The organism is Magnetospirillum sp. ME-1 (assembly GCF_002105535.1).
Lineage (GTDB): Bacteria > Pseudomonadota > Alphaproteobacteria > Rhodospirillales > Magnetospirillaceae > Phaeospirillum.
Genome location: NZ_CP015848.1, coordinates 3,412,236 through 3,427,757, shown reverse-complemented (window position 1 = coordinate 3,427,757; position 15,522 = coordinate 3,412,236). Strand labels below are relative to the sequence as shown.

The window sequence follows — 15,522 nt, the reverse complement described above, 5'->3', positions numbered from 1 at the left end:
CATGAAGGTCCTGTTCAGCAATCCCCCGTGGTGGCAAGGCCAAGCCCTCTATCCCCTGCCCAACGGCAGCCACGCTTTGGTCCACCGCGCCGGAGTCCGGGCCGGTTCGCGCTGGCCCTTCACCTTCTATCTCCCCCATGGCCCCGACGAATGGCAGTTCGGCTCCTACCTGCCCTATCCGTTCTTCCTGGGCCACGCCGCCACCTGGTGCGCCAGGGAGAGCGGAGCGCAGGTGGCGTTCCGCGATTCCATCGCCATGCGCGAATCCTACGATAAATATTATGAGTATCTCGAGGCCGAGCGCTTCCAATACATCGTCATGGAATCCGCCTCGCCCAGCTGGGACCACGACAAGGGGGTGATCGCCGAGATCGCCCGGCGCCTGCCCCAGACCCGCTTCATCGTCACCGGCCCCATCACCAGCCACGGCGAAGCCCTGCTGGACGAGGCCCCCAACATCCAGGCCACGGTGCGCGGCGAATACGAGAAGGGCGTCATCAAGGCGCTGAACGGCGCCAACGGCGTGGTGGATTTCGACCTGCTGAGCGTGGCCGAGATGAATTCGGCCCCCTTCCCCTATTTCGACGACATCATCGCCCAGCGCTACTGCGACACCAATCCCCACGGCCAGCAATTCCCCCAGGCCCAGGTGCTGTCCAGCCGCGGCTGCCCCTACAAATGCATCTTCTGCGTCTGGCCCGCCACCATGACCTCCAACGATCCGGACGGCGGCGGCAAGCGCATCGTGCGCCAGTACTCGGCCGACTACATGGAGGCCTTCCTCACCGAACTGGTCGGCAAATACGGCTTCCGCTCCATCTATTTCGACGACGACACCTTCAACCTGGGCGACCGCCACGTGGAGAAGATGTGCAAGGTCATGCGCAAGCTGAACGTGCCGTGGTCGGCCATGTGCCGCGCCGACACCGTCAGCTTCGGCATGTGGCAGGAAATGAAGGACAGCGGCTGCTTCGGCGTCAAGATCGGCTTCGAGAGCGGCAACCAGGACGTGGTCGACAACATCGTCAACAAGAAGCTGAACCTGGAAGAGGCCCGCAAGGTCGCCTTCGAGATCAAGCGGGTGGGCATGACGCTGCACGGAACCTTCACCTTCGGCCTGCCCGGCGAAACGGCGGCCCAGATGCAGGACACGGAAGACTACATGGCCTCGCTGCCGCTGGATTCGTGCCAGAAATCGGGCTGCGCCGAGATCGAGGGCGCGCCGCTGCACACCCTGGGCCGGACAGCCAATCTGAAAGCCTATCCCGGCGCCAAATTGGATGAGAACTACAGCCGTGAAACGGACGGTCAGTTGAAAATCGAGAAGATGCGCGCCCTACAGGCTTGACCCGACATACCCAATTCCCGGACTTCAGGACCCCAGGTCAAAAGTATTACGCCGCATCGGGGCTGCGGCGGAAACCGGGAGATTCCAATGGGATTGCGCGGTCAGGGCCCGGATAAATTCATTGCTTACGGGCCTGCGTTTTGGTAGTTAATTAACCTGAGTGCCAATATATTTTTTGCGAGCGGGCGTCCGAAGCGGCGCATGAATCTCCAGAAAGGGGGTAGCCGTGGTTTCTTCAGTCACATTCCTCGCTGCAACGGCGATTCCGGGGTTGTCGACGACGACAGTCGCGGGCTGGAACACCACAGACATCGCAGCTCTGGCTTCGACGCAGCTGACTCAGCTCACCGTCACCCAGATTCAGGCGCTGGAAACCACGGACATTGCGGCACTCAGCACATCGCAGCTGAGTGTGCTCAGTTCGACCCAGGTCGCGGCATTCGACAACACGCAAATCGTGTTCGACGCGGCCCAGCTGGGCGTTCTGAACGCCACCCAGCTCGGCGTCTTCTCCACGTCGGACATCGCGGCTCTGTCGTCCACGGCCGTCACCGGCCTGACCACCACCCAGATTTCCACGATCAGCTCCACGCTCATCAGCTCGCTTGAAACCACCGACGTCGCCGTCCTCAGCACCACCCAGCTCGCCGCACTCAAGACCTCGCACGTCGCCGCCCTCTCGACCACGACCCTCAACGCCCTGACCACCACCGGCCTGGCCAGCCTGAGCGGCGCCCAGGTCGCCGGCCTGTCCACCACCCAGCTGTCCGGCCTGACCACCACCAGGACGGCGGCGCTGTCCACCACCGAACTCAACAGCCTGACCGCGACCCAGATCGGCGGTCTGACCACCACCCAATTCGCCAGCCTGTCCTCCTCGCAGGTCTCCGGCCTCAGCGCGACCCAGATCGCGCGGCTGTCGAGCACCGCGGTGAACGCGCTGAACACCACCAATCTGGCCGCGCTGACCACCACCCAGGCCCAGAGTCTGACCTCGACCCAGGTCGGCGCGCTGACCACCACCAACCTGAACGCGCTGGAATCCACCGATCTGGCGGCGCTCGCCACCTTGTCGCTGAGCGGCCTGACCACCACCCAGACGGCCGCGCTGACCACCTCGTCGGCCGCCGCCCTGACCAGCGTCGAGATCGGTGCGCTGAGCGTCACCCTGATCAACGCCCTGTCGACCACCAATATCGGGCAGCTGACCTCGACCCAGGTGAGTGGCCTCAATTCCGCCCTGCTGGCGGGATTCAGCACCACCAATCTGGGACAGTTGTCCTCGACCGCCCTGTCGTCGCTGAACACGCTGCAACTGCGCGGCCTGACCACCACCCAGGCGTCGTCCCTGACCTCGACCCAGGTGGCGTCGCTCTCCTCGACCCAGACCGGGGCGTTCGCCGCCGCGGTGATCAACGCCCTGACCACCACCGCGCTGAACACGCTGACCACCACTCAGCTGAGCGCGGTGAGCACCATTCAGCTGGGCAGCCTGAACACCACCACGCTGAATGCGCTCAAGACCACCAGCATCGCCGGCCTCAGCCTGACCCAGGTGCGCTCGCTGAGCGCCACGCAGATTCAGGGCCTGACCACCACCCAGGTCAATGCGCTCGAAACCACCGACTTCGCGGGTCTGAGCACCGTGCAGGTGGCCCAGCTGACCACCACCCAGCTGGCCAACCTGAGCTCGACCCTGGCGGGCAGCCTGACCGCCACCGAGATCAAGGCGCTGAGCGGCACGCAGCTGGCCAACCTGGCCACCACCGCCGCCGCCGAGTTGTCCACCACCCAGGTCGGCGCCATCGAGACCGCCCAGGTCAGCAGCCTGTCCACCTCGACGCTGAACGCCCTGTCGACCACCGCCATCGCCGGCCTGAGCATCGCCCAGGCCCAGAGTCTGACCTCGACCCAGGTGGGCGGCCTCACCACCACCGCGCTGGGCGCCCTGGAAAGCACCGACGTCGCCAATCTGAAGGTGACGGCCCTGAACGCGCTGACCACCACCAATGTGGGCCAGCTGACCACGTCCCAGTCCAGCGCCCTGACCGCGGCGCAGGTTTCCGGCCTCAACACCACCACCCTGAACGCCCTGTCCGGCGCCAATGTCGGCGCGCTGAACGTGACCCAGGTCCGCGCGCTGAACGCCACCCAGGTCGCCGGGCTGACCACCACCCAGATCAACGCGTTCGAGACCACCGACATCGCGGCGCTGAATGCCTCTCAGATCGCCGCGCTGACCACCACCCAGATTTCCGCGCTGTCCACCACCAACGCCACGGCGCTGACGGTCACCGAACTGCGCGCCCTGACGACGACGCAGCTGAACGCACTGACCACCACCAATGCCGGACAGCTGACCACCACCCAGGTGGCCGGGCTCAGCACCAACCAGGTGGCAGCGTTCAGCACCACCAATCTGAACGCCCTGTCGACCACCGGCATCGGCGGCCTGACCGCCACCCAGGCCAAGAGCCTGACCACCACCCAACTGGCGGCGCTGAGCACCACCCAGCTGAGCGGCGTGGAAACCACCGAGCTGGCCAGCCTGACGGCGACCCAGCTGAACGCGCTGACCACCACCGGCGTCGCCGCCCTGGACACCACCCAGGTGTCGGCGCTGACCGCCACCCAGATCGGCGGCCTCAGCAGCACCCAGCTGAATGCGCTGGAAACCACCGACGTCGCGGCCCTGAACTCCACCCAGTTGAAGGGCCTGACCGCCACCCAGGTCGGACGCCTGTCCACCACCCAACTGAACGCGCTGGAAACCTCGGACCTGGCGTCGCTGACCGCCACCCAGGTCGCGGGCCTGACCACCACCCAGGTGGGCGCGCTCACCACCACCCAGTTCACCAACCTGACGGCGACCGAGGCCAAGGCCCTGACCGCCACCCAGCTCAACGCGCTCACCACCACCAACGCGGCCGAGCTGTCCACCACCCAGCTGGCGGCGCTGACCGCCACCCAGGTGTCGGGTCTGTCGACCACCAACCTGAACGCGCTCACCACCACCGCCGTGTCTGGCCTGACCGCCACCCAGTCCAAGGGTCTGACCACCACCCAGCTGGGCGGCCTGACCACCACCCAGGTGGAATCGCTCAGCACCACGGAACTTGGGGCGCTCACCGCCACCGTGATCAACGCGCTGTCGACCACCAACGTCGCCGCGCTGTCCACCACGCAGCTATCGGTCCTGACCGCCACCCAGGTGGGCGGCCTCGGCACCACCACGCTCAACGCGCTGGAAACCACCGATCTGGCGGCGCTCGGCACCAGCCAGTTCCGCAACCTGACCGCCACCCAGGTCGGCGGCCTGACCACCACCCAGCTGAACGCGCTGGAAACCACCGATCTTGCGGCGCTGACCGCCACCCAGGTCGGCGGCCTGACCACCACCCAGGTGGCCGCCCTGTCCACCACCTCCATCAGCAGCCTGACCGCCACCGAGGCCAAGGCGCTGACCACCACCCAGCTGAACGCGCTGACCACTACCGGCGCGGCCACCCTGTCCACCACCCAGGTGGGCCAGCTCAACGCCACCCAGGTCTCCGGGCTGTCGACCACCAACCTGAACGCCCTGGCCACCACGACCATTGCGGGCCTTTCCATCACCCAGGCCCGGAGTCTGTCCACGACCCAGGTGGCCGGTCTGAGCGCCGCCGCCCTCGGCGCGCTGGAAACCACCGATCTGGCCGGCCTGACAGCCACTACGCTGAATTCGCTCACCACCACCAACGTCGCCGGCCTGTCGACGACCCAGGCCTCGGCGCTGACCGCCACGCAGATCAAGGATCTGACCAGCACCCAGCTGAACGCGCTGGAGACCACCGACGTCGCCGCCCTGGCCAGCAGCCAGCTGAAGGGCCTGACCGCCACCCAGGTCACCAACCTCAGCACCACTCAGCTGAACGCGCTGGAAACCACCGATCTCGCCGCGCTCAACGCCTCGCAGATCAATGGCCTGTCCACCACCCAGGTGAGCGGCCTGTCCACCACCCAGATCTCGGGCCTGTCGGCCACCCAGGCCAAGGCGCTGACCACCACCCAGCTGAACGCGCTGACCACCACCGGCGCCGGCCAGCTGACCACCACCCAGGTGTCGTCGCTGACCGCCACCCAGGTCTCCAGCCTCAGCACCACCAATCTCAATGCCCTGTCGACCACCGGCATCGCCGGCCTGACCGCCACCCAGTCCAAGAACCTGACCACCACCCAGGTCGGCGGCCTGACCTCGACCCAGGCGGGATCACTCTCCACCACGGAACTGGGCGCTCTCAGCGCGACCGTGTTCAATGCGCTGTCGACCACCAATATCGCCGAGCTGTCCACCACCCAGCAGACCACGCTGAGCGCCACCCAGCTGGCCGGCTTCGGCACCACCACGCTGAACGCGCTGGACACCACCGGCGTCGCCGCCCTGACCAGCCTCCAACTGAAGGGCCTGACCGCCACCCAGGTGGCCGGCCTGACCACCACCGTTCTGAACGCGCTGGAAACCTCGGACATCGCGGCGCTGTCGGCCAGCCAGATCGCCGGCCTGACCACCACCCAGGCGGCGGGTCTGAACACCACCAACGCCTCGGCGTTGACCGCCACCGAAGTCAAGGCGCTGAGCGCCACCCAGCTGAACGCGCTGACCACCACCACCGCGGCGGCCCTGACCAGCACCCAGGCGGCGGCCCTGACCACCGCCCAGGTGACCGGCCTGTCCACCTCGAACCTGAACGCCCTGTCAACCACCAGTCTGGCAACCCTTAACGCCACCCAGACTCGGAGTCTGACCACCACCCAGGCGGCCGCGCTGACCACCACGGCGGCGTCGGCCCTGGCCACCACCGGCCTGTCGGCCCTGGCCACCTCCCAGGTCAACGCGCTGACCACCACCAGCGTGGCGTCGCTGACCACCACCCAGGTCAGCTCGCTCACCGCCACCCAGGTTTCCGGTCTGTCGACCACCAACCTGAATGGCCTGGAGACCACCGACGCGGCTGCCCTGACCACCGCCCAGGTGCGCTCGCTGACCACGACCCAGGTCGGCGCCCTGACCACCACGCTGGTCAACGCGCTGGAAACCACCGACGTCGGCGTCCTGACCGCCACCCAGGCGGCGGCCCTGACCACCACCCAGCTCAGCGCCCTCAACTCGACCTCGGCGGCCGAACTCACCACCGTCGACCTGCGCGCCCTCGGCACTTCGCAGCTCAACGCGCTGACCACCACCTCCGCCGGCTCGCTGAGCGGCACCCAGGTGTCCAGCCTGACCGCCACCCAGGTGTCCGGCCTGTCGACCACCAACCTGAACGCGCTCACCACCACCGCCGTCGCCAGCCTGACGACGACCCAGGTCCGTGCGCTGACCAGCACCCAGACCGCCGGCATCAGCACCACGCAGTTGGTCAACATCGAGACGACGGAGCTGTCGTCGCTGACCACCACGGCGCTGAACGCCCTGTCCACCACCAACGTGGCGGCGCTGACCAGCACCCAGGTCGCGGCGCTGGCGACCGGCCAGGTGTCGGGTCTGACCTCGACGGTCCTGAACGCGCTGGACACCACCGACATCGTCGTCCTGTCGACCACCCAGGTCCGCTCGCTGACCTCCGCCCAGGTCGGCGGCCTCAACACCACGCACTTCAACGCGCTGGAAACCACCGACCTGGCCGCCCTGACCTCGACCCAGGTCACCGGCGTCAACACCACCCAGGTGGCGGCGCTGTCCACCACCTTCGTGACCGAACTGAGCTCGGCCCAGGTGGGCTCGCTCACCGCCACCAACCTGAACGCTCTGACCACCACCAACGTGGTGCTGCTGACGACCACCCAGGTCGAAGCCCTGAGCTCGGGCCAGGTGGGCGGCCTGTCGACCACCAACCTGAACCTGCTGACCACCACCGCGCTGTCCAGCCTGACCGGCACCCAGCTGCGCGGCCTGACCACCACCCAGACCGGCGGCCTGACCACCACGGCGGCGGTCGCGCTGAATTCGGCGGTCATCAGCACCCTGACGGCCACTCAGCTGAACGCGCTGTCGACCACCAGCCTGGCGGCCCTGACCAGCACCCAGGTGAGCAACTTCTCCACCACCCAGGTGAGCGGCCTCACCACCACCACCCTGAACGCCCTGGAGACCACCGACGTCGCCGCGCTGTCGACCACCCAGGTCCGCGCGCTGACCTCCGGCCAGATCGCCGGCCTGACCACCACCAACCTGAACGCGATCGAGACCACCGATATCGCGGCGCTGACCACCACCCAGGTCAGCAACCTGACGACTACCCAGGCTACCGGCCTCACCACCACCAGCATCGGCGCCCTGACCTCGACCGAAGTGGCGGCGCTGTCCACCACCCAGCTGAACGCGCTGACCACCACCGGCGCGGCCACCCTGTCCACCACCCAGCTGTCGGGCGTCGCGTCGTCCACCGTCGCCGGCCTGACCACCACCAGCCTGAACGCCCTGGCCACCACCACCCTGGCCGGCCTGAGCCAGACCCAGGCCTCCGCCCTGACCAGCACCCAGTCCGGCGGACTGACCACCACGGCTCTCGGCGCCATCGAGACCACCGATCTGCGCGCCATCTCGGTCACCGCGCTCAACTCGCTCACCACCACCAACGTGGCGGCCCTGTCCACCACCCAGGTGGACGGCCTGACCTCGGCCCAGGTCTCCGGCCTCAACACCACCCAGCTGAACGCGCTGGAAACCACCGATGTGGCCGCCCTGAACACCACCCAGGTGCGCAGCCTGACCGCCGGCCAGATCTCGGGTCTGAACACCACCCAGGTGAACGCGCTCGAGACCACGGACATCGCGGCGCTGACCAATACGCAGCTGACCAACCTGACCACCACCCAGGCGACCGGCCTGACCACCACCGCCCTGTCCGGTGTCACCTCGACCCAGGTGGGCAGCCTGTCCACCACCCAGCTGAACGCGCTGAACACCACCAACGCCGCCGCGATCAACGCGACCCAGGCGGATGGCCTGACCGCCACCCAGGTGGCCAACCTGACCACCACCAGCCTCAACGCGCTGAACACCACGACCCTGGCCAGCCTGACCGGCACCCAGGTGGCCGGCCTGACCACCACCCAGACCGCAGGCATCACCACCACCCAGCTGATCAATCTGACCACCTCCGAGGTCCGCGCCCTGTCGGCCACCTCGCTGAACTCGCTGACCACCACCGGCGTTGCCGCACTGACCAGCACCCAGGTCGATTCGCTGACCACCGCCCAGGTGTCCGGCCTCAGCACCACCCAGCTGAACGCGCTGGAAACCACCGACGTCGCCGCCCTGAACACCACTCAGGTCCGGAGTCTGACCACCACCCAGGTCTCGTCGCTGACCACCACCCAGGTCAACGCGCTGGAGACCACCGACGTCGCCGCCCTGACCAACACCCAGGTCTCCAACCTGACCACCACCCAGGCCACCGGCCTGACCACCACCGCGCTTTCGGGCGTCACCTCGGCCCAGGTGGGCAGCCTGTCCACCACCCAGTTGAACGCGCTGACCACCACCTCGGCCGCGGCTCTGACCACTGAGCAGCTGGACGGCCTGACCGCCACCCAGTTCGGCGGACTGACCAGCACCACGCTCAACGCCCTGTCGACCACCGGCCTGGCCAGCCTGACCGCCACCCAGGTGGCCGGCATCACCACCACCCAGGCGGCGGCGCTGACCAGCACCCAGGTCGCCAACCTCGAAACCACCGATCTGCGCGCCCTGACCGCCACGGTGCTCAACGTCCTGACCACCACCAACGTGGCGGCCCTGACCAGCACCCAGGTCGACTCGCTGACCACCACCCAGGTGTCCGGCCTCAGCACCACCCAGCTGAACGCCCTGGAAACCACCGACGTGGCCGCCCTGAACACCACTCAGGTGCGCTCGCTGACCACCACCCAGGTCTCGTCGCTGACCACCACCCAGGTCAACGCGCTGGAAACCACCGACGTGGCGGCCCTGACCACCGTCCAGGTCTCCAACCTGACCACCACCCAGGTGGCCGGCCTGACCACCACCACCCTGTCCGGCGTCACCTCCACCGAAGTCGCCGCCCTGTCGGTGACCCAGGTCAACGCCCTGAACACCACCAATGCGGCGGCGCTGACCGCCACCCAGCTGGACGGCCTGACCACCGCCCAGGTCGCGGGCCTGTCCACCACCAACCTGAACGCGCTCAGCACCACCGGCATCGCCAGCCTGACCACCACTCAGGTGGGCTCCATCACCTCGACGCAGACCGCCGGCCTGTCCACCACCCAGCTGGTCAACATCGAGACCACCGACATCTCCGCCCTGTCGGCGACGTCGCTGAACTCGCTGACCACCACCGGCGTGGCGGCCCTGACCAGCACCCAGGTGTCGAACCTGTCGACCACCCAGGTCTCGGGCCTGTCCACCACCCAGCTGAACGCGCTGGAGAGCACGGACGTGGCGGCGCTGACCACCACCCAGGTGCGCTCGCTGACCACCACCCAGGTCGGCGGCCTCTCCACCACCCAGGTCAACGCGCTGGAAACCACCGACGTGGCGGCCCTGACCGTCACCCAGCTGGGCGGCGTCACCACCACTCAGCTGGCCGGCATCACCACCACCCAGCTGGTCAACCTGACCACCACCCAGGCCGCCTCGCTGACCGCCACCCAGGTCAACGCGCTGACCACCACCGGCATCGCGGCCCTGACCTCGACCCAGGTCAGCGGCCTGACCACCGGCCAGGTGGGCACCATCAGCACCACCACGCTGAACGCCCTGGAAAGCACCGACGTCGCCGCGCTGACCACCACCCAGGTGCGCTCGCTGACCACCACCCAGGTGGACGGCCTGACCACCACCCAGGTCAACGCCTTCGAAACCACCGACATCGCGGCGCTGACCACCACCCAGGTGTCTGGCATCACCAGCACGCAGACCGGTGCGCTGACCACCACCACCCTGTCCGGCATCACCTCCACCGAGGTGAACGCGCTGACCACCACCCAGATCAACGCGCTGACCACCACCAACGCCGCGGCCCTGACCGCCACCCAGCTTGACGGCCTGACCACCACCAACGTGGCCGGCCTGACCACCACGCTGATCAACGCCCTGTCGACCACCGGCATCGCCAGCCTGACCACCATCCAGGTGGGCGCGCTGACCTCGACCCAGACGGCCGGCCTGACCACCACTCAGCTGACCAACCTGACCACCACCGAGGTCGCGGCCCTGACCGCCACGGCGCTGAACGGGCTGAACACCACCAACGTGGCGGCACTGTCGACCACCCAGGCCATCAGCCTGACGGTCACCCAGGCGGCGGCCCTGTCCACCACCACGCTGAACGCGCTGGAAACCACCGATCTGGCGGCACTGACCACCACCCAGGTGCGCTCGCTGACCACCACCCAGGTGGCCGGACTGTCCACCACCCAGGTCAACAACCTCGAGACCACGGACATCGCCGCCCTGACCACCACCCAGGTTTCGGGCATCACCAGCACCCAGACCGGCGGACTGAACACCACGGCCCTGTCCGGCATCACCTCCACCGAGGTGAACGCGCTGACCACCACTCAGATCAACGCGCTGACCACCACCAACGCCACGGCGCTGAACACCACCCAGCTGGACGGCCTGACCTCGACCAACGTGGCTGGCCTGACCACCACGCTGATCAACGCCCTGACCACCACCGGCATCGCCAGCCTGAGCTCGACCCAGGTCGGCGCGCTGACCACCACCCAGTCGGCGGGCCTGTCCACCACCCAGCTGGTGAACATCGAGACCACGGATCTGGCCGCCATCTCGGCCACCACCCTGAACTCGCTGACCACCACCGGCGTGGCCGCGCTGACCAGCACCCAGGTCGAATCGCTGACCACCACCCAGGTTTCCAACCTCAGCACCACCCAGCTGAATGCCCTGGAAAGCACCGACGTGGCGGCGCTGACCACCACCCAGGTGCGCTCGCTGACCACCACCCAGGTCGATGGCCTGAAGACCACCCAGGTCAACGCCTTCGAAACCACCGACATCGCGGCGCTGACCACCACTCAGATTTCGGCGGTGAGCACCACCCAGATCGCGGGCCTGACCACCACCGCCCTGTCCGGCCTGACCGCCACCGGCGCCGGTGCGCTGACCACCACCCAGGTCAACGCCCTGACCACCACCAGCTCGGCGACGCTCACCACCACCCAGCTGTCCGGTCTGTCCACCACCGTCGTGGCCGGCCTGACCACCACCGAACTGAACGCCCTGTCGACCACCAGCGTCGCCGGCCTCAGCTCGACCCAGGTGGCCGCGCTGACCACCACCCAGGTGTCCGGCCTGTCCACCACCCAGCTGGTGAACATCGAGTCCACTGACGTGGCGGCCCTGTCCGCCACCCAGATCAACTCGCTGAACACCACCAGCGTGGCGGCCCTGACCTCGACCCAGGTGTCGTCGCTGACCACCGCCCAGGTCCCCGGCGTCAGCACCACCCAGCTGAACGCCCTTGAGACCACGGACGTGGCCGCGCTGACCACCACCCAGGCCCGCGCCCTGACCACCACCCAGCTGGCCAGCCTGACCACCACCCAGGTCAACGCCTTCGAGACCACGGACTTCGGGTCGCTGACCACCACCCAGGTGTCGGGCATCACCACCACCCAGGTGGCCGGCCTGACCACCACCGCCCTGTCCGGCATCACCGCGACCGAGGCCGGCGCGCTGACCTTCACCCAGGTCAACGCCCTGACCACCACCGGCGCGGCCGCGCTGAACACCACCCAGTTGAACGGCCTGACCACCACCACGGTGGCCGGACTGTCCACCACCAACCTGAACGCTCTGTCGACCACCGGCGTGGCCGGTCTGGACTCGACCCAGGTCTCCAGCCTGACCACCACCCAGGTGGCCGGACTGTCCACCACCCAGCTGGTGAACATCGAGTCCACTGACGTGGCGGCCCTGTCCGCCACCCAGATCAACTCGCTGACCACCACCGGCGTGGCGGCCCTGACCTCGACCCAGGTGGCCTCGCTGACCACCACCCAGGTCCCCGGCGTCAGCACCACCCAGCTGAACGCCCTGGAAACCACGGACGTCGCCGCCCTGACCACCACCCAGGTCCGCTCGCTGACCACCACCCAGATCGGCGACCTGACCACCACCCAGGTCAAGGCGATGGAGACCACCGACGTGGCGGCGCTGACCACCACCCAGGTGTCGGGCATCACCACCACCCAGGTGGCCGGTCTGACCACCACCACCCTGTCCGGCATCACCGCCACCGAGGCCGGTGCGCTGTCCGCCGCCCAGGTCAACGCGCTGACCACCACCAGCCTCGCGGCTCTGACCACCACCCAGTTGGCCGGCATCTCCACCACCACGGTGGCCGGGATCAACACCACCCAGCTGAACGGACTGACCACCACCGGCGTGGCGGGCCTGACCTCGACCCAGGTCTCCAACCTGACCACCACCCAGGTGGCCGGCCTGTCCACCACCCAGCTGGTCAACATCGAAACCACTGACGTCGTGGCCCTGTCCGCCACCCAGATCAACTCACTGACCACCACTGGCGTCGCGGCCCTGACCTCGACCCAGGTGTCCTCGCTGACCACCACCCAGGCCGTGGGCATCAGCACCACCCAGCTGAATGCTCTGGAAACCACGGACGTGGCGGCGCTGACCAGCACCCAGGTGAACTCGCTGTCCACCACCCAGGTGGCCGGCCTCTCCACCACCCAGGTCAATGCGCTCGAAACCACCGACATCGCGGCGCTGAGCACCACCCAGGTGGCGAACATCACCACCACCCAGGTGGCGGGCATCACCACCACCGCGCTGGCCGGCATCACCGCCACCGAGGCCGGTGCGCTCTCCGTCACCCAGGTGAACGCGCTGACCACCACCGGTGCCGCGGCGCTGAACACCACCCAGCTGTCGGGCCTGACCACCACCCTGGTGGCCGGTCTGTCCACCACCAACCTGAACGCGCTGTCGACCACCGGCATCGCGGGCCTCAGCTCGACCCAGGTGTCCAGCCTGACCACCACCCAGGCGGCCGGCATCACCACCACCCAGCTGATCAACATCGAGACCACCGACCTTACGGCGCTCTCGGCGACCCAGCTGAACGCGCTGACCACCACCGGCGTGGCGGCCCTGACCTCGACCCAGGTCTCCTCGCTGAGCACGACCCAGGTCAGCGGTCTGTCCACCACCCAGCTGAACGCGATGGAGAGCACCGACGTGGCGGCCCTGTCCACCACGCAGGTTGGATCCTTGACGGTTGGACAGGTCGGCGGCCTCTCCACCACCCAGGTCAACGCGATGGAAACCACCGACATCGCCAGCCTCTCCACCACCCAGCTGGCTTCGGTGACCACCACTCAGGTGGCGGCGCTGACCACCACCTCGGTGTCCGGCCTGACCACCACCGAAGTCGGGGCTCTGAGCATCACCCAGCTTAACGCCCTGTCGACCACCGGCGCCGGTGCCCTGACCACCACGCAGATCACCGGTCTGTCCACCACGCAGATCGCCGGGCTCCACACCACGGCGGTGAACGCCCTGTCGACCACCGGCGTGGCCTCGCTGAGCTCGACCCAGGCCGCCTCGCTGACCGCGACCCAGGCCACGGGCATCACCACCACCCAGCTGATCAACATCGGGACCACCGATCTGGCGGCGCTCACCACCACCGCGCTCAACGCGCTCACCACCACCGGTGTGGCGGCGCTGACCACCACCCAGATCATCAACCTGACCGCGACTCAGATCAGCGGCCTCCACACCACCCAACTGAACGCGCTCGAAACCACCGACGTGGCGGCCCTGACCACCACTCAGTTCACCAACCTGAGCACCACCCAGGTGGCCGGCCTCTCCACCACCCAGGTCAACGCCCTTGAGACCACTGATCTGGCCGCCCTTTCGGCCACCCAGATCGGTGCGCTGACCACCACCCAGGCGGCCGGCATCACCACGACCCAGCTGGCGAATATCGAAACCACCGATATCGCCGAGCTCTCGACCACCGCGCTGAATGCGCTGACCACCACCGGCGTCGCGGCGCTGACCACCACCCAGGTGGTGAACCTGACCACCACCCAGGTGGCCGGCCTCAGCACCACCCAGCTGAACGCCCTGGAGACCACGGATCTGGTGGCCCTGACGGTGACCCAGGTGCAGAGCCTGACCACCGCCCAGGTGGCCGGCATCACCACCACCCAGCTGAACGCCATGGAGACCACCGACCTCGCGTCGCTGACCGCGACCCAGATCGGCGGCCTCTCCACCACCCAGGCGGCAGCGATCACCACCACCAACCTGGCGGTGCTGACCACCACCGAGATCGGGGCCCTGACCACCAGCAGCCTCAACTCGCTGACCACCACCCAGGTCGCGGCCCTGTCCACCACCCAGGTGGGCGGCCTCTCCACCACGCAGGTGACGGGGCTGACCACGACCCAGCTGAACGCCATGGAGACCACCGATATGGCCGCCCTGTCGGTCACTCAGGTGGGAGCCCTGACCAATACCCAGGCGACGGGCCTGACCGCCGCCAAGATCGGGGCTCTGGCCTCGACCGGGGTCGGCGCGCTCAGCACCACCGCGCTCAACGCGCTCACCACCACCAATGTGGCGGGTCTGACCACCACCCAGATCGGCGGCCTGACGGTCACCCAGCTGGGAGCGCTGACCAGCACGGTGACTGCGGCCTTCGAAACCACCGATATCAAGGCCTTGACCGTTACCCAGCTGAACGCCCTGACCTCGGCCAACATCGCAGCGTTGACCACCACCCAGGCGAACAGCTTGACGACGACCCAGATCGATGGCCTCACCACCACCCAGATCGTCGGCCTCGAGACCACCGACATCTACGCCCTGACCACCACCCAGGCCAACGCGATCCAGGGCGGTGCCGTCAGTTACCTCAACACCGACCAGCAGAACGCCTACTTCTGGGCAATCAGCGGCTCGAACACCAACACCTAAGGCAAGATGAGCCGTCCCCCACCGGGGACGGCTCACCCTTCCCGGTGATGCCGCCCCGTTTGCGGGGGGCGGTGTTCGCTTGCCCTGACGGTCGTGCGCGGCGGAACGAAAATCCGGCATCAATCCGTTAACCATTGGGCGGTCATTATGGACGTCGGCCCCGGCGCGCTCGCACGCGGCCGGTCCG

The 15,522-nt window shown here is 67.9% G+C and carries 2 protein-coding genes; both read left to right on the top strand.

Features of this window, described 5'->3' with window-relative positions; all coding sequences use genetic code 11:
• The first annotated feature begins 1 nt into the window (after position 1).
• Positions 2-1,348: a B12-binding domain-containing radical SAM protein gene (locus tag WV31_RS16110; protein WP_085374526.1), complete on the top strand. Its 1,347-nt coding sequence runs from the start codon at positions 2-4 to the stop codon at positions 1,346-1,348.
• 271 nt (positions 1,349-1,619) lie between these two features.
• On the top strand, positions 1,620-15,335 hold the full coding sequence (locus WV31_RS22840; RefSeq protein ID WP_168185813.1) for an S-layer family protein: 13,716 nt from the start codon (positions 1,620-1,622) through the stop codon (positions 15,333-15,335).
• Positions 15,336-15,522: the final 187 nt, after the last annotated feature.

Bases quoted from the DNA above. Each gene is read 5' to 3' on its own strand.
- WV31_RS16110 (WP_085374526.1), top strand. From the start codon at position 2: ATGAAGGTCCTGTTCAGCAATCCCCCGTGGTGGCAAGGCCAAGCCCTC.